General features: G+C 70.7%; 16 protein-coding genes and 1 riboswitch. Of the genes, 6 read left to right on the forward strand and 10 right to left on the reverse strand.

The window, feature by feature from the left end:
* Positions 1-3: 3 nt before the first annotated feature.
* The 3 genes from PKF00_RS30305 to PKF00_RS30315 all read right to left on the reverse strand — a co-directional run bounded on the left by PKF00_RS30305 (position 4) and on the right by PKF00_RS30315 (position 4,573).
* A complete protein-coding gene (locus PKF00_RS30305; protein ID WP_271221094.1) occupies positions 4-858 on the reverse strand; it encodes a TauD/TfdA dioxygenase family protein in 855 nt (284 codons plus the stop codon).
* 61 nt (positions 859-919) lie between these two features.
* The gene (gene asnB, locus PKF00_RS30310) at positions 920-2,758 is read right to left on the reverse strand and encodes an asparagine synthase (glutamine-hydrolyzing) (RefSeq protein WP_271221095.1); all 1,839 of its coding nucleotides are present in this window, start codon (positions 2,756-2,758) and stop codon (positions 920-922) included.
* 705 nt (positions 2,759-3,463) lie between these two features.
* Entirely contained in the window at positions 3,464-4,573 is a 1,110-nt protein-coding gene (locus PKF00_RS30315; RefSeq protein WP_271221096.1) for an aldo/keto reductase, read from the reverse strand.
* A 196-nt stretch (positions 4,574-4,769) separates the two neighbouring features.
* Positions 4,770-4,953: riboswitch (cobalamin riboswitch) on the forward strand.
* A 202-nt stretch (positions 4,954-5,155) separates the two neighbouring features.
* On the opposite strand from PKF00_RS30315, the gene PKF00_RS30320 reads away from it, so the two are divergent.
* From PKF00_RS30320 to PKF00_RS30345, 6 genes are all read left to right on the forward strand, one after another.
* A complete protein-coding gene (locus PKF00_RS30320) occupies positions 5,156-5,551 on the forward strand; it encodes a (2Fe-2S) ferredoxin domain-containing protein (protein ID WP_271221097.1) in 396 nt (131 codons plus the stop codon).
* A 375-nt stretch (positions 5,552-5,926) separates the two neighbouring features.
* The gene (locus PKF00_RS30325; protein WP_271221098.1) at positions 5,927-7,123 is read left to right on the forward strand and encodes a SagB/ThcOx family dehydrogenase; all 1,197 of its coding nucleotides are present in this window, start codon (positions 5,927-5,929) and stop codon (positions 7,121-7,123) included.
* A complete protein-coding gene (locus tag PKF00_RS30330) occupies positions 7,120-8,445 on the forward strand; it encodes an MFS transporter (protein ID WP_271221099.1) in 1,326 nt (441 codons plus the stop codon). The genes PKF00_RS30325 and PKF00_RS30330 overlap by 4 nt, the downstream gene beginning before the upstream one ends.
* Complete coding sequence (locus PKF00_RS30335) at positions 8,445-9,584, forward strand: ABC transporter substrate-binding protein (protein ID WP_271221100.1); 1,140 nt, start codon at positions 8,445-8,447, stop codon at positions 9,582-9,584. The genes PKF00_RS30330 and PKF00_RS30335 overlap by 1 nt, the downstream gene beginning before the upstream one ends.
* Positions 9,581-10,669, forward strand: coding sequence for a FecCD family ABC transporter permease (locus tag PKF00_RS30340; RefSeq protein WP_271221101.1), 1,089 nt, complete (start codon positions 9,581-9,583; stop codon positions 10,667-10,669). The genes PKF00_RS30335 and PKF00_RS30340 overlap by 4 nt, the downstream gene beginning before the upstream one ends.
* On the forward strand, positions 10,666-11,457 hold the full coding sequence (locus PKF00_RS30345; RefSeq protein ID WP_271221102.1) for an ABC transporter ATP-binding protein: 792 nt from the start codon (positions 10,666-10,668) through the stop codon (positions 11,455-11,457). Before PKF00_RS30340 ends, PKF00_RS30345 begins: the two co-directional genes overlap by 4 nt.
* An 84-nt stretch (positions 11,458-11,541) precedes the next feature.
* Here the strand turns inward: PKF00_RS30345 and PKF00_RS30350 are convergent, their stop codons facing one another.
* The 7 genes from PKF00_RS30350 to PKF00_RS30380 all read right to left on the reverse strand — a co-directional run bounded on the left by PKF00_RS30350 (position 11,542) and on the right by PKF00_RS30380 (position 19,237).
* A complete protein-coding gene (locus PKF00_RS30350; RefSeq protein WP_271221103.1) occupies positions 11,542-12,789 on the reverse strand; it encodes an alanine racemase in 1,248 nt (415 codons plus the stop codon).
* A complete protein-coding gene (locus PKF00_RS30355; RefSeq protein WP_271221104.1) occupies positions 12,786-13,514 on the reverse strand; it encodes an MBL fold metallo-hydrolase in 729 nt (242 codons plus the stop codon). The genes PKF00_RS30350 and PKF00_RS30355 overlap by 4 nt, the downstream gene beginning before the upstream one ends.
* Positions 13,505-14,641 (reverse strand): M20 family metallopeptidase, encoded by a 1,137-nt coding sequence (locus PKF00_RS30360; RefSeq protein ID WP_271221105.1) that lies wholly within the window; start codon positions 14,639-14,641, stop codon positions 13,505-13,507. The genes PKF00_RS30355 and PKF00_RS30360 overlap by 10 nt, the downstream gene beginning before the upstream one ends.
* Before the next feature lie 70 nt (positions 14,642-14,711).
* The gene (locus PKF00_RS30365) at positions 14,712-15,656 is read right to left on the reverse strand and encodes an ABC transporter permease (RefSeq protein WP_271221106.1); all 945 of its coding nucleotides are present in this window, start codon (positions 15,654-15,656) and stop codon (positions 14,712-14,714) included.
* Positions 15,656-16,630: an ABC transporter permease gene (locus PKF00_RS30370; RefSeq protein WP_271221107.1), complete on the reverse strand. Its 975-nt coding sequence runs from the start codon at positions 16,628-16,630 to the stop codon at positions 15,656-15,658. The genes PKF00_RS30365 and PKF00_RS30370 overlap by 1 nt, the downstream gene beginning before the upstream one ends.
* Positions 16,623-18,146, reverse strand: coding sequence for a sugar ABC transporter ATP-binding protein (locus PKF00_RS30375; protein WP_271221108.1), 1,524 nt, complete (start codon positions 18,144-18,146; stop codon positions 16,623-16,625). Before PKF00_RS30375 ends, PKF00_RS30370 begins: the two co-directional genes overlap by 8 nt.
* Positions 18,147-18,157: 11 nt before the next feature.
* On the reverse strand, positions 18,158-19,237 hold the full coding sequence (locus PKF00_RS30380; protein ID WP_271221109.1) for an ABC transporter substrate-binding protein: 1,080 nt from the start codon (positions 19,235-19,237) through the stop codon (positions 18,158-18,160).
* Positions 19,238-19,322: the final 85 nt, after the last annotated feature.

Below are 19,322 nucleotides of genomic sequence, written 5' to 3' on the forward strand. Positions count from 1 at the left end.
CGCTCACGCCGCGGCGGAGGCCGACTGCCGACCCGAGATCGTGGTGCGGTGCATCAAGCGCGTGTGCGCGACGTCGTCGTAGTACGTCGCCCGGTGCATCGCGCTGCGGTTGTCCCACAGGACGATGTCGCCCGGCTGCCACTTGTGGCAGTAGGTGAACCGGGGCTGAACGGCGAACTCCTGGAGGAAGGTGACCAGCGGGAGGCTCTCCTCCTCGGGCATTCCCTCGATCCGCCACGGCACGTTGCCGCCGACCATGAGGGCCTTGCGGCCGGACTCCTCGTGGACACGGACGATGGGGTGGGCCACGTCGACCCACGCGGCGTGCTCCTCGGCGGTGGGCGCCGGGCGGTCGGGATAGTTGTACGGGCGAGACTGGATCCGGCTGATGACGACCTTGAGGTCTGCGATGCGGCTCTTGAGGGTCTTGGGCAGGGCGTCGTAGGCGGCGTACATGTTGGCGTACCAGGTGTCGCCTCCGACGGGCGGCACCGTACGGGCGTACAGCATCGAACCGGCCGGTGGATCGGTGAGGAAGTGGCCGTCGCTGTGCCAGACACGGCCGCTGTACGCCGAGCCCACCGGTTTCCCCTCCTTCTTGATGTTGGACAGAATCAGGATCTCAGGGTGCTCGTTCTCGTTGAACTGCGAGCGGGTGTAGGTGTAGATCTCGCCGAATCGCTTGGTGAACGCGATGTGCTGCGCGGGAGTCATGGTCTGGCCCCGGAACAGGAGAATTGTCGTGTCCAACCATGCCTGGTAGATACGCTCGAAATCATGGTCAGACATGTCGCTCGTGACATCGATTCCGCGTACTTCAGTGCCGATACCATCGGTGATGGGTACGAGCTCAAGCATGAAGGAACTCCCTTGGGTTTCCTGTGGGAAATAAGGTGTTCACAAGGTGCTCCGGCCGGCGTCAGCCGAGCGACACCCCGTATTCATGGACCCAGTTGTGCAGTTCGACCAGTTGAATCAGCAGCGCGGCCTGGTTCGATCCGCCCGGCAGCTCCGAACGGATCGCGTTGGCGCTTATCTGCCGGATGAGTCCGTTCATCCCCGCGGTGTCGAACAGCCCTGCCAGGGGAGACGCCTTGTCGTTGACAATCCACAACGCCTCGCGGATGAGCGTCCGGTCGTAGGAAGGGTTTTGGACATGCGGGTAGGCGCTTTTCTTCCGATTGACGGTGCCCGGCGGAAGAACATCCGCCATGGCCGCCTTGAGAAGGCCCTTCACGCCGCCCTTCGACTTCATGGCCCATGGTACGTTCCATGCGTACTCGACCAGCCGGTGATCGCAGAACGGCACCCGTACGTCCAAGCCCAGCGAGGCGCTCATGCGCTCCTTGCGGTCGAGGATGACGGCGAGCGGCCCGGAGAGGCCGAGATAGAAGATCTCCCGCATCCGTGCGTTCTCGGCGTCCTCGCCGGGCAGCCGGGGGACGTCCGACATCAGTTGGGAGTACCGCGCGCGCTCGTCCTCCTCCGGCTTGATCAGTGCGGTCAGTTCCGGGGAGAGATAGCGCGAGAGTCTGGGGCCGTCTCCGAGCCAGGGGAAACGGGCGCGCTCGACCACGTCCTGCTTGAAGAAGTAAGGGTAGCCGCCGAAGACCTCGTCCGCGGCCTCGCCGGTCAGCGCGACGGCCGAGCTGTTGCGGATCTGCCGGAAGAGGAGGTACATCGACGCGTCGAACTGGCCCCACCCCGGGAGGTCACGGGCACTGCGGGTGGCCCGGACGACGTCCAGCAGGTCATGCACCGTGGCGGTCAGGGTGTGGTGGCGGCTGCCGATGAAATCGGCGGCGGCGGCCGCGTAGGGCGCGTCGACGTCCGGGCGCAGCTCGGTGGCCACGAAGTGCGCTGGATCACTCTCGAACTGTATGCAGTAGGTGTCGAGCGTCCGGTCGGCGTCGTCCTGGCGCAGCCGACGGACGGCGAGCGCCGCGATCGACGTCGAGTCGACTCCGCCCGAGAGCATGGCGCTGAGCGGCCCGGCCGAGGTCAGCTGGCGGCCGACGACGTCGTCCAGCAGATCCCGGACACGGCGCGCGGTGTCGTCGAAGGAGTCGTGATGGGGCTCGCTGGTCAGGCGCCAGTAGCGGCGTCGCGTCAGACCGGATTCCGCGTACGTCAGCACGTGTCCGGGCGGCACCTCGCGGAGCCCGGCCAACGGTGTCTCGCCGGGCATGGCCAGCCGCGGCTGGAGGGCGATCGGAAGCGCGTGGAGGTCGAGCCGCGCCTTGAAGCGCGGATTGGCCATGATGCCCTTCGGAACAGACGCGAAGAGAATGCCGCCGGGGTATTCGTAGTAGTAGAGCGGCTTGATCCCCAGACGGTCGCGGCCGAGCAGGACCTTTTGCGTCCGCCCGTCCCAGATCGCAAATCCGAAGACGCCGTTGACGCGGTCCACGAACCGGTCGCCCCAGAGCAGGTATGCTTGGAGGAGAACTTCCGGGCTGCCGCCGGTCTTGAGGAGTCCACCGGCACCTTCGATTTCGCGGGCGAGCTCCGGCAGGTTGTAGATGTCTCCCGCGACGGCGACGGCCACCGTCTCCGTTCCGATTCGCTCCTGTAGGGGCTGCTCAGCCGGGAGTCCGGAGACAGTCAGGGCTCGGTGGCCCAATGCGGCGTTCCGGGAAATCCAGATTCCCTTGGCATCGGGACCACGGCTCTGCATCGTATTCGTCATCGCATGGATGACGCTTTCCTGGGTGCCCAGATCGTGACGGAAATCAATCCAGCCCACCAAGCCGCTCATTGAATCATCTCCTGTGACACGCCGTCCACCTCCGCCGAATGTGAAGCAGAGTGGCGCTCGTTGGATTACTTTGAGTCAAGGTCGGGTCGAGTTGCGTGTTCAACTGCGAGACTATCTCGGTTGGATCAAGGTTGCGCTGTAAACATTAGGTCAAGAGCTGACATGTCACAACCCTGGGCTGAAATAGTTTTCGACTGTTAAGGCTCAGGAATCTTCCGATGTCTTGTCGAAGCGGAAGGTCGGCCGCGCCATTCCTTACGGCACTCTACCGTCCAGTACGGCGGTGAAACGGAGGCTGTCGGCGGCTTGTCCCGGCGTGAGCAGGAAGGACGGCGGGCAGGTGGGTCTTGCTGGTCGGCCGGCACCATGAGCGGCCCATTTTAGCGGTCTTCAGCCGGACTTGGCGCTGTTGGCATAGTTATCGGCGTGCTCCTGCCTCGGTGTCGCTTTCGTCTGACTCTTTCGTCGGGGCTTTTTATCCCCTTTGTGGAGCATCTTTTTCTTCTCCCCCCTGACGAACCCCTCCAGCGGTTCCGGATTAATCGCCACCCTGGCGGCATTTTGGTAGGCCCGAGCTGCCATGGAATCAGGGCCTGAGCAGCAGTCGAACGGCCAGGGGCGTTAGAGGATGTCTGAAAAATCCCCGAATAGGGATGATGGTGGCGTGGTGCCCCGTCTGGACGGGTGAGTGGGCGGCGAGGTCCGTCAACCCCCGCTTTCGGACACCCAGTTCCGTACGGCCGGGGCGTACCCGCTCGGCTTGTCGCCGACCCTGACGCCGGGACTGACCAGCCAGCTCTGGTAGGCGGGCGTGAACATGCGGTAGAGCGACCGGGGCGGCACGGAACTCGCCTCGTCGAGCTCGGCGCGCAGCTCGGCCGGCAGCTCGAAGTCGAGGGCGGCCAGATTGGCGTCGAGCTGGTCCGTGTTGCTCGCCCCGATGATCGCCGAGGCGACCCCGGGCTGGGTGGCGACCCAGTTGACGGCGACCTGGGCCATCGTCACGTCGAGTTTGCCGGCGACGCTCTCGAGCGTCGCCAGAAGCCGCCATTCCCGGTCCGTCCACGATCCGCCGGGCGAGCCGTCACCGCCGAGCCGGCCCTCCCCGGCCAGGCCCTGGTCGGCGTGCCGGTACTTGCCGGTGAGGAAGCCGCCGCCGAGCGGGCTCCACGCGGTGATGCCGAGTCCCAGGCTCTGCCCCATCGCGACGTGCTCCACCTCGATCGTCCGGTCGATGAGGGAGTAGGGCAGTTGCAGGCTGACCAGCGGCACGAGCGAGTTGGCCTCGGCAAGGGTCTGGGCGCGCGCCGCGTACCAGCTGGGCACGTCGGACAGGCCCGCGTACCGGATCTTTCCCGCCCTGGTGAGGTCGTCGAAGGTCCGCATGACCTCCTCGACAGGAGTGATCCGGTCCCAGGTGTGCAGCAGGAACAGGTCGATGTAGTCGGTGCGCAGGCGGCGCAGCGACGCCTCGACCGCTCTGATCATGTGCTTGCGGCCGTTGCCCCCCGCGTTCGGGTCTCCGGGGGCGACGCTGTTGGTGAACTTGGTGGTGAGCACCACCCTGTCGCGCACCTTGGCCTCGGCGACGAGGTTGCCGAGGATGGTCTCGCTTTCGCCGGCGGTGTAGAAATCGGCCGTGTCGATGAAGTTCCCGCCCGCTTCGAGGTAGCGACGGAAGACGGGGCGGGCCTCGTCCTCGCTTCTGCCGTACGCGGCGTGGAAGCCGCCGGTGCCGAAGTTCATCGTGCCCAGCGCGATTCGGCTGACACGCAGGCCGGAACGTCCGAGCAGGTAGTAGTGGTTCAGAGACATGAGGGTGTTACTCCGTTCGAGGGTGGACTCGTGTCAGTGTGCGCGGCGAAAAATGGACTAGCAAGTCCAGAAGTGGGCCCGGGGACGCGGGCGCGTGTTTCTCCGTGAACGCCGCCATGCCCGCGTTCGGGAAGGCGTCACCGCCGGTGCCGGGAGGGTGGAGAGAGCGCCCGGTTTTGCAGTCCCGTGAATCTCTTTTTCACCTGTGAGAAGATGTGCGCGTAGGTGACGGCGGATCGAGGAAGCCGGTGTGAGTCCGGCGCGGTCCCGCCACTGTGATCGGTGAGCGAGTCCCGAACAGGCCACTGCCCCACGGGCGGGAAGGCCGGGACGAGCGTTGACCCGAGAGCCAGGAGACTCACGCGGTCGCCTCCTCACAGGAATTGGGGCGGATCTCCCCAAGAGAGGAACGGTGGTCGCCATGCCGCTCGTCCGGCGCGACGTCTCTTCCGGCGTCTGCCCGGCGGGTCCGAACCGGTGATCCGGCCGCCCATCCGCCGCGGGCACTCCGTCAGCACGCGCCACATCCTCCGGACCGGTGTCCGACCAGCCGGACCGCACGCGGAAAGGACGCGAACACGCATGAGCAGGATCACCGTCTGCCGGGGCTGTTGCTGCGGCAGCGCCCGCAAGGTGCCCGGCCTCGACCACGACGAGCAGCTCCGCCGCCTGTCACAGGTCGCCGACGTCCGCGTCAGCGACTGTCTCGACGTGTGCGAGCAGGCCAACGTCGTCGTCGTACGGCCCTCGCCCGCCGGGCGCGCCGCGGGTGGGCGGCCCGTGTGGCTCGGACTGGTCAACCATCCGGAGGCCGCGGAGGACATCGCCGGATGGATCCGGGCGGGCGGCCCCGGCCTCGCGCCGATGCCCGACATCCTCGCCCTGCACGCCCTCACCCCGCCGGGCCGGGGCGGAGCGGGCAGAGACCGCCTCCTCCAGGAGTCCTCCGCGGTCCCGGCGGAGGGACCCCGTTCATGACGAGCCGACGCTCACCTTCCCTCGTGACCGCCGCCTCGCTGAGGCGGGTGTGCGTGCAGGTGGCCGATGGTTCACACGAGGTCCGTACATATCAACAAATAATTCGTTGATTGCCGGGAACCGCCGGGGCTCAGCGGCCGACTACTGGAACATCCGCTACCCAGAACCGGAAGCCGACCGAGTCGTTTCCGGGAGAGGAGGATCGTCATGATCAAGCCGCTCAAGATCGTGGTACGTCGGAAGAAGACCCGCAGCCGGTTGCTGAACAACCACGGCTGACAGGTCCAGGCTGGTAGGACGGTCGCCGCCGGGGGTTGCCGGCGGCGACCGGTCGGGTCAGATTGTCGTTGTACGACGTGAGCCGAGGGAGCGTGTGTGACGCAGACGGAGTTCCGGCGGGCGCAGACGTTGATGATCTACTGGCACGACGGGGAGCTGACGGCCGAGAACTACCTGGAGAGCCGTTCCACCGATGCGGAGGCCGACAACGCGGTGGCCGTGGACGCGCAGGCGGTGGAGCTGCTGGAGCACTTCACGGACTGGTCGACCGTCGAGAAGGTGGCCGCCGCGCTCGGTGAGTTCGACGCCGCGTCGGTGCGCGACGCGGTCCTGGCGCTGGCCGACGCCGGGTTGCTGGTCGACCGGACCGGCGCGCAGCGCGAGGAGCGCTTCCTGGAGGCCTGGCACGACTGGGGGGAGGAGGCCCGCTTCTTCCACTTCGGCACCCGCAACACGATCTACACCGGCGACAGCCTGGAACAACGCCGCGCTGACGCCCGCTGGGTACGGGAGACCGGCGGGACCCCGCCGGCCATCTTCAAGTCCTATCCGGACGCGCCGCGGGTCTACCTGCCGCGGACGTTCCTGCCGCTGACGGATCAGTTCGGGCAGGTGCTGACGCGGCGGCGGACGCATCGTGTGTTCACCGGCGAAGCGGTGAGCCTGGCGCAGCTGTCCACGGCGCTGTTCTACACCTTCGCGCCGATGCAGCTCTACGACGCGGGGGACCTGGGCACGTTGATGCTGCGGACCAGCCCGTGCGGCGGCGCCCGGCACGAGCTGGAGGGCTATGTCGCGGTGCTCGACGTCCAGGACGTTCCGCCGGGGCTGTACCACTACAACGCCGAGGCTCACGCGCTGGAGCTCGTCGACCCCGACTTCGACAGGGCACGGCTGCACCGGCTGACATACGAGTCGGAGATGTGCACCCCGTCGGCGTTCGTTTGCTTCGTGACCGTGGTGTTCGAACGGACGATGTACAAGTACCGGCATTCGAGGGCGCTGCGGGTGACGTTGCTGTCGGCCGGGCATCTGGGGCAGACCTTCGTGCTGACCTCGACAGCGGTCGGGCTGGGCGCCTGGCAGAGCGCGGCGTTCCGGGACGAGGAGCTCGACGAGGCGCTCGGGGTGGACGGGTTCTCCGAGGGGGTCCTGTACATGTTCGGCGCCGGGGTGCCCGTGCTGGGGGAGACCGGGATGCCCGCGGGGATCACCCGGGCCCGGCTCACCGATCCGGGCAGGCTCGTCGCGACTCATCCCGCCGACGTTCCGGCGGGTGGCGCTGCCGGGTGAGTGAGGCGGCGTCGGCGTACCGGCGGTTGTGGCGGCACCGGTGGGTGCCGTCCCTGCTGCTGGTGGGCGTGTGCGCCCGGGTGCCGTTGCAGGCGTACGTCTTCGCGGTGCTGCTGCTGGCGGTGGAGCGGACCGGCTCCTACGCGGCGGCGGGCGTGGTGACCGCCGCGAGCGGTGTGGCCTACGCCGCCGGGGTGCCGGTGCACGGCCGGCTCGTCGACAGGTTCGGTCAGACCTGGCCGTTGACGATCGCGGCCGGTGTCAACGGCGTCGCGTTCACCGGCCTGCTGGCGACGGCTCATCTGCGGCCGACCGTCGGAGCCCTCGCCGGGTGGGCCGCGGCGGTGGGGCTCTCCCTGCCGCCGGTGGCCGCCGCCGCGCGGGCGCTGTGGTCGAAGGTGATCGCCGACGACGGGATCCGGCGCACCGCGCTGGCGGTGGACGCCATGGTGCTCGACGTCGCGTTGATCGCCGGGCCGCTGCTGGTCACCGCCGTCAGCACGGCGGCCGGTCCTGGCTGGGCGGTGGGCGGCTGCGCGGTGGTGCTGCTCGGCGGCACGCTGTGGTTCAGCGCGTTGCCGCCGTCGCGGTCCTGGGTCCCGGCCCGTCGCGGGGGCGGCCTGGCCGGGCCGCTGCGGTCCCCGGGCGTCGTCGTGCTGCTGGCCGTCTCCGTGCTCACCGGAGCACTGCTGGGAGTGCTGCGGCTCGGTTTCGTGGAGTTCGCCGACGGGAGGTCCGATCCGGCCGCGGGCGGCCTGGCCCTGGCGGCGTTCGGCGCCGGCAGCCTGCTCGGCGGGCTGGTGTACGGCGCGCGGTCGTGGCGTCCCGACGCCGCCGTGCGGATGCGGGTGATCCTCGCCGGGTACGCCTGCGGCGTCGGGCTGCTCGCGGCGGCCCCGAACGTGCCGGTGCTGGTGGCGCTGTCGGCGCCCGCGGGGTTCTTCCTCGCCCCGCTGGTCATCTGCAACTTCGAACTCATCGGCCGGTGCGCGCCCGAGGGAACCCTGACCGAGGCCTTCGCCTGGGGCATCACGGCCACCTTCACCGGATCGGCGCTCGGCAACCTCGTGGCCGGGGCGCTCGTCGGCGCGGGCGCGCCGACGCCCTTCGTGTTCGCCGCGGCCGCGGGCTTCGCCGTGCTGGCCGCCGTCGTCGCCGCGGCCGGCGCGAAGCCCCTCGCCGCCCCCATCCCCGACGCCGTTCCCACCCCCGCCCCCGACGCCGGCACCGCCCCCGATGAGACCCTCATCGCCGCCGGAACCACCCCGGCGCCTCAGCCGCCGCCGGTGGGCGCCGATCAACCGTCCGAGAAAGGTTCCTGATGCACGTGTTGGCGCGCCGGTTCGACCGCCGGCGATCCCGGGACGCCGACGTCTCCCGCGACGGTGCCGGACGTGGCCGGGCCGTCCGCGCCGCCGTGTCGGTGACGGCGATGGCCGCGGTGCTGCTGGCCGCCGGTTGCGCGGGCGCCTCGCAGAGCCAGGTCCGGGCAAGCGGGGCGCCCGGCTCCGTCCCGGTCACCGTCACCGACTGCAACGGGGTCAAAGCGGTCGTCAAGTCCCCGCCCAGGCGGGTGGTGGTGCTCACGCCGAGCGTGCTGGAGCTGATGCTCTGGCTCGATCTCGGTGACCGGGTCGCGGCGATCGGGCAGGAGCCCCGCCCGGGCAGCCTGCCGCAGCGCTTCTCCGGACAGGTCGCCGCCATCCGGTCGCTGTCCGGCAAGTACACCGCGGGCAGTGGATACAAGCCGGTGCCGCGGGAGGAACTGCTGTCCGTCGAACCCGATCTGGTCCTCGGCGGATTCGGCAGCAACTTCAACGCCGCCGGCGCCATGTCCCAGGACGAGCTGGCCGCCAACGGGATACCGTCCTACCTGGCCCTGTCCACCGCGTGCAAGTCGGCGGTGACCGCCCCGCAGACCGGCTTCGACCTGGTGTGGCGGGACCTGGAGAACCTCGGCCAGATCTTCGGGGTGCCCGGCCGGGCCCGGCGGGTCGTCGAGGGGATGCGGCAGAAGATCGCCACGGTGGAGACGGAGGCCGGGCGGCCCAAGGACGCCGAACGGCCCACCGTGTTCCCGTTCGAGTACGACGAGGGGACCGCCACCCCCTACGCGCCCGGCAACCGGCAGGCCGTCAACGCGGTCATCGAGACCGCCGGCGGCCGTAACGTCTTCGGCGACCGGGACGAGGCGTACACCAAGGTCGGCTGGGAGGAGGTGGTCGCCCGCGACCCGCGGGTCATCCTGGTCGTCATCTACGACCGGGGCGACCCCGCCGCGAACGCCGCCCACTTCGCCGAAGCCGAGAGGTTCCTGCTCACCAGCCCGGCGCTGCGCGGAGTACGAGCGGTGACCGAGAAACGGTTCGCCCGGCTGGTCTACGAGTCGGCCTCGGTGGGCGGCGTCCGCAACGCCGACGCCGTGGTCGAACTCGCCGGCCAGTTGACCTCCGCCGGATGACGGCCCTTCGGCCCGGCCCGCCGAAGGCGCCGACCGGCCCCCGCCCCCCTCACCGCCGCGTCACCCGTGCGGCGCACGCCGTCCTGGCCGGAGTGCTCGTCATCGGCCTGGCCGCCTCGGTCCTGCTCGGCACGGTCGAGGTGCCCGCCGGCACCGTGGCCCGCATCATCGTCTGGCACCTGACCGGCCACGGGGATCCCGGAGCGTGGAGCGTCAGCCAGGACACCGTGGTGTGGAACCTGCGGCTGCCCCGGGCACTGCTCGCCGCGCTGGTCGGCGCGGGCCTGGCCGTCTCCGGCACCGCCACCCAGGCACTCGTGCGCAACCCGCTGGCCGACCCGTACGTCCTGGGTCTCACCTACGGGGCGGCCGTCGGCGCGGTGGCGGTCGTCATCACCGGAGTCGCCCCGCTCGGCGGCGTCTCGACCGGGGTGGCCGCCTTTCTCGGCGCGCTGGGCGCGTTCGCCGTCGTCTACGCCCTCGCCCGCGCGGGAGGCACCCTCGCCCCGCTGCGACTGATCCTCTCCGGCATGGCCGTCACCTACGCCCTGTCCGGGGTCACCAGCTTCCTCGTGCTGCAGGCCGACGACCCCGGCACCACCCATTCGGTGCTGTTCTGGCTCTTCGGCAGCCTGGCCGAGGCGAACTGGGCGGCGCTCGGGCTGCCCGCCGCGGTCCTCGCCGCGACGATGATCGCCCTGCTCGCCCAGGCGAGACCTCTCAACACCCTTCTGCTCGGCGACGAGACCGCCGCCAGTCTCGGCATCCCCGCCGCCCGCCTGCGCCGCCACCTGTTCCTGCTCATCGCCCTGCTCACCGGTGTGATGGTCGCCCTCGCCGGCGGCGTCGGCTTCATCGGTCTGATCGTCCCGCACGCCGCCAGGCTGCTCGTCGGCAGCGACCACCGCCGCCTGCTCCCCGTGGCGGCCCTCGCCGGCGCGGGCTTCCTCGTCCTCGTCGACATCGCGGCCCGCACCGCCCTGCACCCGCAGGAACTGCCGGTCGGGGTCGTCACCAGCGTCATCGGCGCCCCGCTGTTCCTCTGGCTCGTGCACACCCGCGCCCGCGACACCACCGGACTGTGATCACCGTGACGAACCTGGACCTGCACGACGTGCACGTCACCATCGCCGGGACGCCGGTCGTCACCGGCGTCGACCTCACCGTGCCGTCCGGGCGGCGCGTCGGGATCATCGGCCCGAACGGCAGCGGCAAGAGCACCCTCCTGCGGGCCGTGTACCGGCACCTTCCCCTCGCCCGGGGACGCATCACCGTCGGCGGCGAGGACCTGTGGCGGCTCACCCCGCGCCGCGCCGCGCAGCTGGTCGCCGCGCTCCCCCAGGAGACCCGTGCCGACTTCGACGTCACGGTCTGGGAGATGGCCGCGATGGGACGCACCCCGCACAAGCGTCCCTTCGCCCCGGACACCGCCGAGGACACCGCCGTCGTCACCGACGCCCTCGTCCACGCCGGGGTCCTCCAGCTCGCCCACCGCCGCTACACCACCCTGTCCGGCGGCGAGAAACAGCGCGTGCTGCTCGCCCGCGCCCTCGCCCAGCAGGCGCCCATCCTGGTGCTCGACGAACCCACCAACCACCTCGACGTCCGCCACCAGTTCGAACTGCTCGACCTGGTCAGCTCGACCGGCACCACCGTCGTCGCCGCTCTGCACGACCTCAACCTGGCCGCCGCCTACTGCGACCACCTCTACGTGCTCGCCGAGGGACGCGTCGTCGCGCACGGCCCCCCGCACGACATCCTCACCCCGCGGCTCGTCAGGGAGGTGTTCGGCGTCGACGCCCATGTCACCCGTGTCCCGGACGCCGACGTCCCCCACCTCATCCTCCGCCCCCAAGACGGCGCCGGCCCGTGAGCCGGAACGGCGGAGCCGGCTCACGGCGGCCTCGGCCATGAGCCGGGCGACGCCACGAGCCGGATCGGGCCCCGGACAGGACGATCAGAAGTAGGTGCGGATCAGGTCCACCACGGTGTGGTCGTCCGCCACCACCGGGATCACCTGCCACTTGTCGAAGGAGGTGCACGGGTGGGAGAGGCCGAAACAGATCAGCTCTCCCGGCACGACCTCGGCGCCCGCGGCCACCTCGACGTAGGCGTGGTGGTCGTTGACCGCCCTGGTGCGCAGGCCGGTGGCGGGCCGTAGCGTGCCGTCCAGGGACCGGACCCGCTGAGGCGTCGGCAGCCCCTCGTCGTAGGGCGCCTCGCGCTTGCCCATGCCGATGATGGCCAGGCCGTCCTCCGGAGTCGAGATCACCTGCGCCCACACCTGGAGCGCCGCGTCGAGCGAGCCCTCCCCGGGAATCCGCCGGAACGGCGTCCACTCCCGGTAGACCCCGTCGTCGTGGGAGACGTAGGCGCCGCTGCGCAGGACCGTGCGCAGCCGGTGGCCGGGCAGCCACGAGCCCGCCAGGCGGTCGGCGACGACGTCGAAGTACTTGCTGCCGCCCGCGGTGACGACCACCTCCTCGGCCAGCAGGCCCTGGGCCGCCAGGTGGCGGACGGCCTCCCGCACCTCGTCCAGGTAGCGGCCCGCCGCCTCCGCGTCGGGCAGCCCGCCCTCGTAGGCGGCCACCCCGGCGAGTTCGATCCGGGGGGCTTCGACCGCCGCCCGCGCCACCTCGGTCAGTTCGGCGACGGTACGGCATCCGGTGCGCCCGCCAGGATGGCCCAGCTCGGCGAGCACCCGTACCGGCCGGTCGCCCGGTACGGAGGCGATGGCCTCGGCCATCGTCCGCACCCCGGCCACCGAGTCGACGAAGCAGGCGAAGCCGAACCCCTGCTCGACCTGTTCGGCCGCCCAGCGCAGCGGGACGGGGTCGAGCAGTTCGTTGGCCAGCAGCACCTCGGGCACTCCGAGGGCGCGGCAGGCCAGCGCCTGACCGGCCGTGGCCACGGAGATCGCCGTGGCTCCCGCGCGCAGCTGGGCGGCGAAGAGCGAGGGCGCCATGGTGGTCTTGCCGTGCGGGGCGAACTCCAGTCCGTGCCGGGCGCAGAAGCGGGCCATCGTGTCGATGTTGTGCGCGATGGCGGCCTGGTCGGCGACCATGAGCGGCCAGGTGAACGCCCCGTCGAAGAGGCCGGGCCGCAGGGCGGCGAACTCCTCCAGGGAGATCGCCGGGCCGGGCCACCACAGCCCCTTGGTCCGCCAGTCGATCCGCTCCGGCGGGATGGTCAGGGAGTCGGTCATGTCGTGCTCTCCGGTAGCAGTCCGCGGGTGAGGGTGTCACGCGCCGTGGCGAGGTGCCGGTGGGCGCGGTTCAGCGAGATCTCGTGATGGCCGGGGAAGAGCGCGTCCACCTCCAGCTCGGCCAGCCGGGTCAGGCTGGCGGCGTACTCCGGCACCCGGCAGTCGTGGAGGTTCTGCAGCGACACCCGCCCGCCGGTGAAGACGCAGTCACCGGAGAACAGGGCGCGGTGTCCGGGGGCCTCCAGGAGGTAACAGGTGTGGCCGTCGGCGTGGCCGGGCGTCGCGACCGCGCGCAGCGTGACCCCGCCCAGGTCGATCCGCTCGCCGTCGGCGATCGGCTCCGCCGACGGGCAGGCGGGGAAGGTGTAGTCGCCGGGGTACACGCCGCCCGCCCTGGCCCGGTCGAGGCTGATCATTCGCTCGTCTCCGTCCGCTATCCACCGGTGCGCCGGTGGACCGGCGAGCACCCGCAGCCCCGGCACCCGCCGTGCCAGCTCGGCGGCGCCGCCGGCGTGGTCGGCGTGGCCGTGGGTCAGCAGCAGGTACTCCGGGAGGTCGGCGCCCACGTTGCGCAGGATCGCCTCGACGTCGCGCCCCGCCCCGGCGTCGATCAGCGCCCTGGCCCGGGTTCCCCGCACCAGGTAGACGTGGCAGTCCAGGGGGTCGGTGAGGTCGAATCCGGCGGCGCCGCTGCCGACGAGGTCGACATGGTCGTTCAGCCGCACGCGCCCACCCCGACCCGCCGCGCCATGTCGACGACGACCTCGGCCGCGAACCGCACGTCGGCGAGGGCGACCGACTCGTCCGCGGAGTGCGCGTCGAGGATCGATCCCGGCCCGAAGACCGCCGCGGGGATGCCGGCCCGCGCGAGCTTGCTGGCGTCGGTGCAGAACGGCATGCCGTGCACGCCCCCGTCGCCGCCCCTGGCGGCGAGCGCGCCGCACAGCGCGGCGACGACCGGACTGTCCGCCGGGGTGTCCAGCGCGTAGTCCACGTTGAACGGGGGATCGAGCTCGATCCGGCCGGGCAGCAGCCTCTCCAGTTCCTCCCCGTCGCGCCGCCACACGGCCATCGGGTCCTCCCCGGGCAGGGTGCGCCGGTCGACGTCGATCTCGCAGCGCCCCGGGACGATGTTGGGGCCGGTGCCGCCGTGGACGCGGGTGACGCACCTGGTGGCCGGGCCGAGCAGCGGGTGTCCGGGGATCTCCGGCCCGGTCGCGTCGAGATGGGCGATCACACGGGCCATCAGCGAGACGGCGTTGACCGCCTCGGCGGGCCGGGAGGTGTGGCCCGCCTCGCCCAGCGTGCGCGCGGTGTACCGGACGACGCCCTTGTGCGCGGTGGCCACCGTCAGGTCGGTCGGCTCGCCGACCACCGCTCCCACGACCTCGGCTCCGGGCAGGGTGTCGAGCAGGCCCAGCACGCCGCGGTAGCGGTACTCCTCGTCGATCACACCGGCGAGCATCACGGTGTACGGCGGGACCGGCCCTGCGGCCAGTTCCGCGGCGGCGAGCATGAACGCGGCGAGCGGGCCCTTCGCGTCGCAGGCGCCCCGGCCGTAGAGCCTTCCGTCGTGGACCTGGGCCGCGTACGGGTCCACGGTCATGCCGTCGACCTCCACCGTGTCCAGGTGCGACTCCAGCAGGATGACGCGCGGGTCGCGGCCGGGCACCACCGCCACGACGTTGGGCCTGCCGGGCAGCACCTCGTCCAGCTCCGCCGCGACCCCGTGGTCGGCGAGCCACCGCCGGACGACCCCGGCCAGCGCCGCCTCGCCTCCGCCGGATCCCTCGCGCGGGTTGACGCTCGGGGTGCTCACCAGCTCGCCCAGCAGGGCTTCGACGTCGTTCACACGCTTTCCCTCTGTCCTTCGTTCTCGCCGCCGCACCGCCTGTCCTCGCCGGCGCGGCGCGCCCGCGCGGTCACGTCGTGCGCCGTTCACGGGCGTAGACCAGCAGCAGCACGATGATGAGCAGTCCCAGCGAGACCTGGCGGAGCCCCTCGCTGAGGTTCCACGCCACCAGCAGCGCGGTCAGCAGGGTCAGCAGCAGCGCGCCCGCGACCGTGCCGAGCAGGTGGCCGCGTCCTCCCAGGATGGAGGTGCCGCCGAGGACGACCGACGCGATCGACAGCAGCTGGTACGGATTTCCCATGGTCAGGGAGCTGGTGCCGGTGAAGCCGAGCAGGACCAGCCCGGCGACTCCCGCGAGCAGCGCGCAGGCGGCGTACATCACGAACGTGGTGACCGGGACCGGCACGCCGGAGGCCCGCGAGGCGGGCTCGCTGGTGCCCAACGCGAAGGCGTAGCGTCCCAGGCGGGACAGGTGCAGCAGCCAGACGGCGGCGGCCGCGATGGCCAGCCACAGGATCGTGGCCAGCGGTATCCCCGCCACGCTGCCGTTGGCGAGCGAGTCCAGCAGCGGGATCTGGGCCGACCTGGGCGAACCGTTGGTGTAGATGAGCAGCGCGCCGGCGATGACCGTCCCGGTCGCCAGGGTCATCACCATCGGCGGCAGGCGCAGCCAGATCAGTCCCGCGGCGTTGACCAGGCCGACCAGCACGCTGACCGCCAGCGCCGTCAGGATGGCGACGGCGCCGCCCGATCCCGCGCTGACCTGCGCGCACACCACGGCCGACAGGGCCACCACCGCCGAGACCGACAGGTCGATCCCGCTCATCATCACCACGAGTGTCTGCCCCACGGCGACGATGCCGAGGAAGGACGCGGTCTGGACGAGGTAGTGCACGCTCGCGACGCTGTTGAACCCCTGGGCGAAGATGATCGCCGCCAGCCAGGTCAGCGCCAGCACGCCGAACGCCCACAGGGCCCGGTTGTCACGCAGCGCCCCCCGGATGGTCGACGCCATCATGCCACCCTCTCTCTGGTCGCCAGCGTCTTCACCGCGACCGCGGCGACGAGTACGACTCCTTGCAGGATCATCTGGTAGAACGTCGAGATCCCGGTGAACAGCAACAGGTTGGTGAGCAGGCCGAGCAGGAGCGCGCCGAGCAGGGTGCCCCGCATCTGCCCGATGCCGCCGAAGAAGCTGATTCCGCCGAGCACCGCGGCCGCGATGGAGTTCAGCGTGTACGGCGTGCCGATCGTCGGGTCGCCCGACCCGGTCTGGATCGCCAGTCCTATGCCGGCCAGCCCGGTGAAAAGACCGGCGAGGCCGTAGGCGACGATTTTGACCCGGCGGGTGTTGACGCCGTTGGCGAACGCGCCGTGCTCGTTGCCGCCGACCGCGTAGAGGGTCAGCCCGAACCGGGTCGTCTTGACCACTTTCCACAGGACCAGGGCCACGGCGATGGCGATGGCGGGCAGCGCGAGGCCGTACCAGCCGAGGTTGTACGCCCGCACCAGCCCGGTCGGCACGTGCCCGCCGGGCTGGGGCAGCACGATCAGCGTGACCCCGCCCCACAGGAACGACGCGGCGAGCGTGACGATGATCGGCGGCAGTCCGGCGTACGCGACCAGTGCCCCGTTCGCCGCGCCGGCCAGCACGGTGACCGCCAGGGCGATCACCATCGCGGTCACGACGCTCATCGTGCCGTCGGCGGTGTTGATGACGAACACGGCCATGCCGAGCGAGAGCACGGCCCCCAGCGACAGGTCGATGCCGCCGGTGAGCATGACGATGGTCTGCCCGACCGCGGCCAGGATCAACGGCAGGAACTGCGCCGACAGGATGGTGATCGTCGCCGGTTCGAGCAGGGTGGGATCGAGCCGCTGGTAGACGACGAGCACCACGACGAGCAGCCCGCACAGTCCGACGAGGTCGAGGTTGCCTCGTGCGGCACGGCCCGACAGCCGGACCGCCGTTTCGAGTCGGTTACGCACGGGACGTCTCCTCAGCCGTGCTGTGGCCCACCACCGAGGCGTGGACCAGGCGTTCTTCGGTCAGCTCGGCTCCGGCCAGCCGTTCCACCACGGCGCCCTCGTACATGACGAGGACCTCGTCGCACAGTCCGACCAGTTCCATGGTGTCTCCCGAGGTGACGAGCACCGCCATGCCCTCGTCGGCCAGCTCGCGCAGCAGGTGGTAGATCTCGCGTTTGGTGCCGACGTCGATGCCGCGGGTCGGCTCGGCGAGCAGGAGCACGCGGGGCCGAGCCGGCAGCCACTTGGCCAGGGCCACCTTCTGCTGGTTGCCGCCGGACAGCCGGCGGACCTCCTGGGCGGGTGAGGCCGTCTTGACCTGCATCCGCCGGATCAGCTCCTCGACCAGCTCGTTCTCACGCCGCCGGGAGACGGTGGTGAGCGCGCGGGCGGGGGCGAGCACACGCAGGCTGGGCAGCGCGAGGTTGGCCCTGACGCTCCGCACCACGTGCAGCCCCTCGGTCTTGCGGTCCTCCGGCACGTAGGCGATGCCCCGGCGGATCGCCTCCCTGGGCGACGCGAGCCGGCGGGGCCGTCCGTCCACCTCGGTCTGTCCGCTGTGATGGCGCAGGCCGAACAGGGCCCGCAGCACCTCGCGCTGCCCCTGGCCCTGCAGTCCGCCCAGCCCGATGATCCGGCCGGGCCGCAGTTCCAGGTCGACGCCGGCACAGGCGCCGGGGATGGACAGCCCGGCGGCGCGCAGCACCGGGTCCGCCTGCGGGCTGTCCGGCGCGGCCTTGGCCGGGAACAGGTCTGACAGCTCCCGCCCCACCATCAGCCGCACCAGATCGTCGTGGTCGGTCTCGTCGCGCCGCCGGGTGGCCATCACCTCACCGTCCTTCAGGACGGTCAGCCGGTCGCTGACGGTGAGCAGCTCACCCATCCGATGGCTGACGATGACGACCGACCGGCCCCGCTCACGCAGGTCGTCGACCACCCGGAAGACCGCGCGCACCTGGTCGTCGTCGAGCGCGGACGTCGCCTCGTCGAGGATCAGCAGACGCGGGTCTGCGGTCAGCGCCTTGGCGAGCTCGACCAGTTGCTGCGCGCCGAGCGGCAACCGCCCGGCGGGGGTGCGCGGGTCGACGTCGAGGCCGACCCGTTCCAGCAGCGGGCGTGCGCGGGCCACCAGGTCACCCTGGCGCACCAGGCCGTAGCGGCTGGGCCAGGCGCCGAGAAACACGTTCTCCGCCACGCTCTGGTGCGGATTGAGGCTCAACTCCTGGTGCACCGAGGCGACCCCGGCGGCCCGGGCGCGGTGCGGAGACCACGCGCGGACCGGTTCGCCGTCGTATCTGATCGTCCCGGAGTCCGGGGTGAGCAGGCCGGTGATCAGGGAGAGAACGGTGCTCTTGCCGGCGCCGTTCTCTCCCACCAGGGCGAGCACCTCGCCGGCCTGGATGTCGAAACTGACTTCGCGCAGAACGGTGACCCCGGCGAAGGACTTCGACACCCGCTCGACGTTCAGCAGGGTCATCCGTGGTTCCTCTACTTGCCGATGAGCTTGTCGATCTCGCTCTGCGGGATCGGCTGGATCGGGTACGAGTCGTCGGGCTGGTCCTGCTTGGCGTACTGGTCGAGGTTGTCGTCGGTGATCTTCGGGAGCGGGACCGTGATGTCCATCGGGACCGCCGTGCCGCCGATCTTGGCCACCGCCGCCTCGAGCGCGATCACCGACAGGTAGTTGGGCTGCGCCGTGGACAGCGAGGAGAACCCCTCCTTGCGCTTGTCGGCCCACATCTTGAGGAACCCGTTGTAGTTCTCCCCGGTGATCGGGACGAGCTTCTTGTCCTGCTTCACCAGGGTCTGCAGGGCCGCGGCGGACAGCGCGCCGCCCTGGGAGAAGACCCCGGTGATGTTCGGGTGCGCCGAGTAGGCCGAGGCGAACGCCTGCGCCGCCGGGGCCAGGTTGTACTCGCTGTGCACGTTCGCCGAGATCTTGATGTCCGGGTACTTCTTGAACACCTCCTCGGCTCCCTTCCAGCGCTCCTCGCTGACCGCCACGCCGGCGGGGCCGTTCATCGCGATGATCTCGCCCTTGCCGCCGAGCTTGTCGGCCAGCCACTGGGCGGTCATCTTGCCCCACTCGACCTGGTCGGTGCCGACCCTGATGACCTTGTCACTGGTCACCAGGCTGTCGAAGTTGGCGACCGTGATGCCCTGGGCCACGGCCTGCTCCAGCACCGGGTTGAGCGCGGTGGAGGAGCCTGCGTCGACGAGGATGACGTCGTACTTCTGCTGGATCATCGCCTGGATCTGGGCGATCTGCTGGGAGGTGTCGCCGTTGGCGTTGAAGGTCTCGTAGCTGGCGACCTTGCCCTCGCCCTTCAGCCTCGCCACGTCCTCCTCGAGCATCTTGAGCGTCTGCTGCATCCACGACGGCGCCAGGTAGATCGTGGACCAGCCGACCTTGAGGGCCTTGGCGGTGCCCGCCGTACCGCCGCTCGGGTCGGAGCTCGCTGCGCCGCTGGGGGTGGTGCCGCCGGAGTCGACGTTGCACGCCCCGGTGGTCAGCAGGGCGCCGAGTGCCGCCGCGGCGATCAGGGCGCGCCGGGTCGTTCCTGTCATCGAGTCTCCTCAATGGACTTGGTTCGTAAATGGTTCGTAGTAGGGTGCGCTCAGGATGCTCCGACCAGGAGCTCCCGGTCAACAG

This window comes from Streptosporangium carneum, assembly GCF_027922005.1.
Taxonomy (GTDB): Bacteria; Actinomycetota; Actinomycetes; order Streptosporangiales; family Streptosporangiaceae; genus Streptosporangium; species Streptosporangium carneum.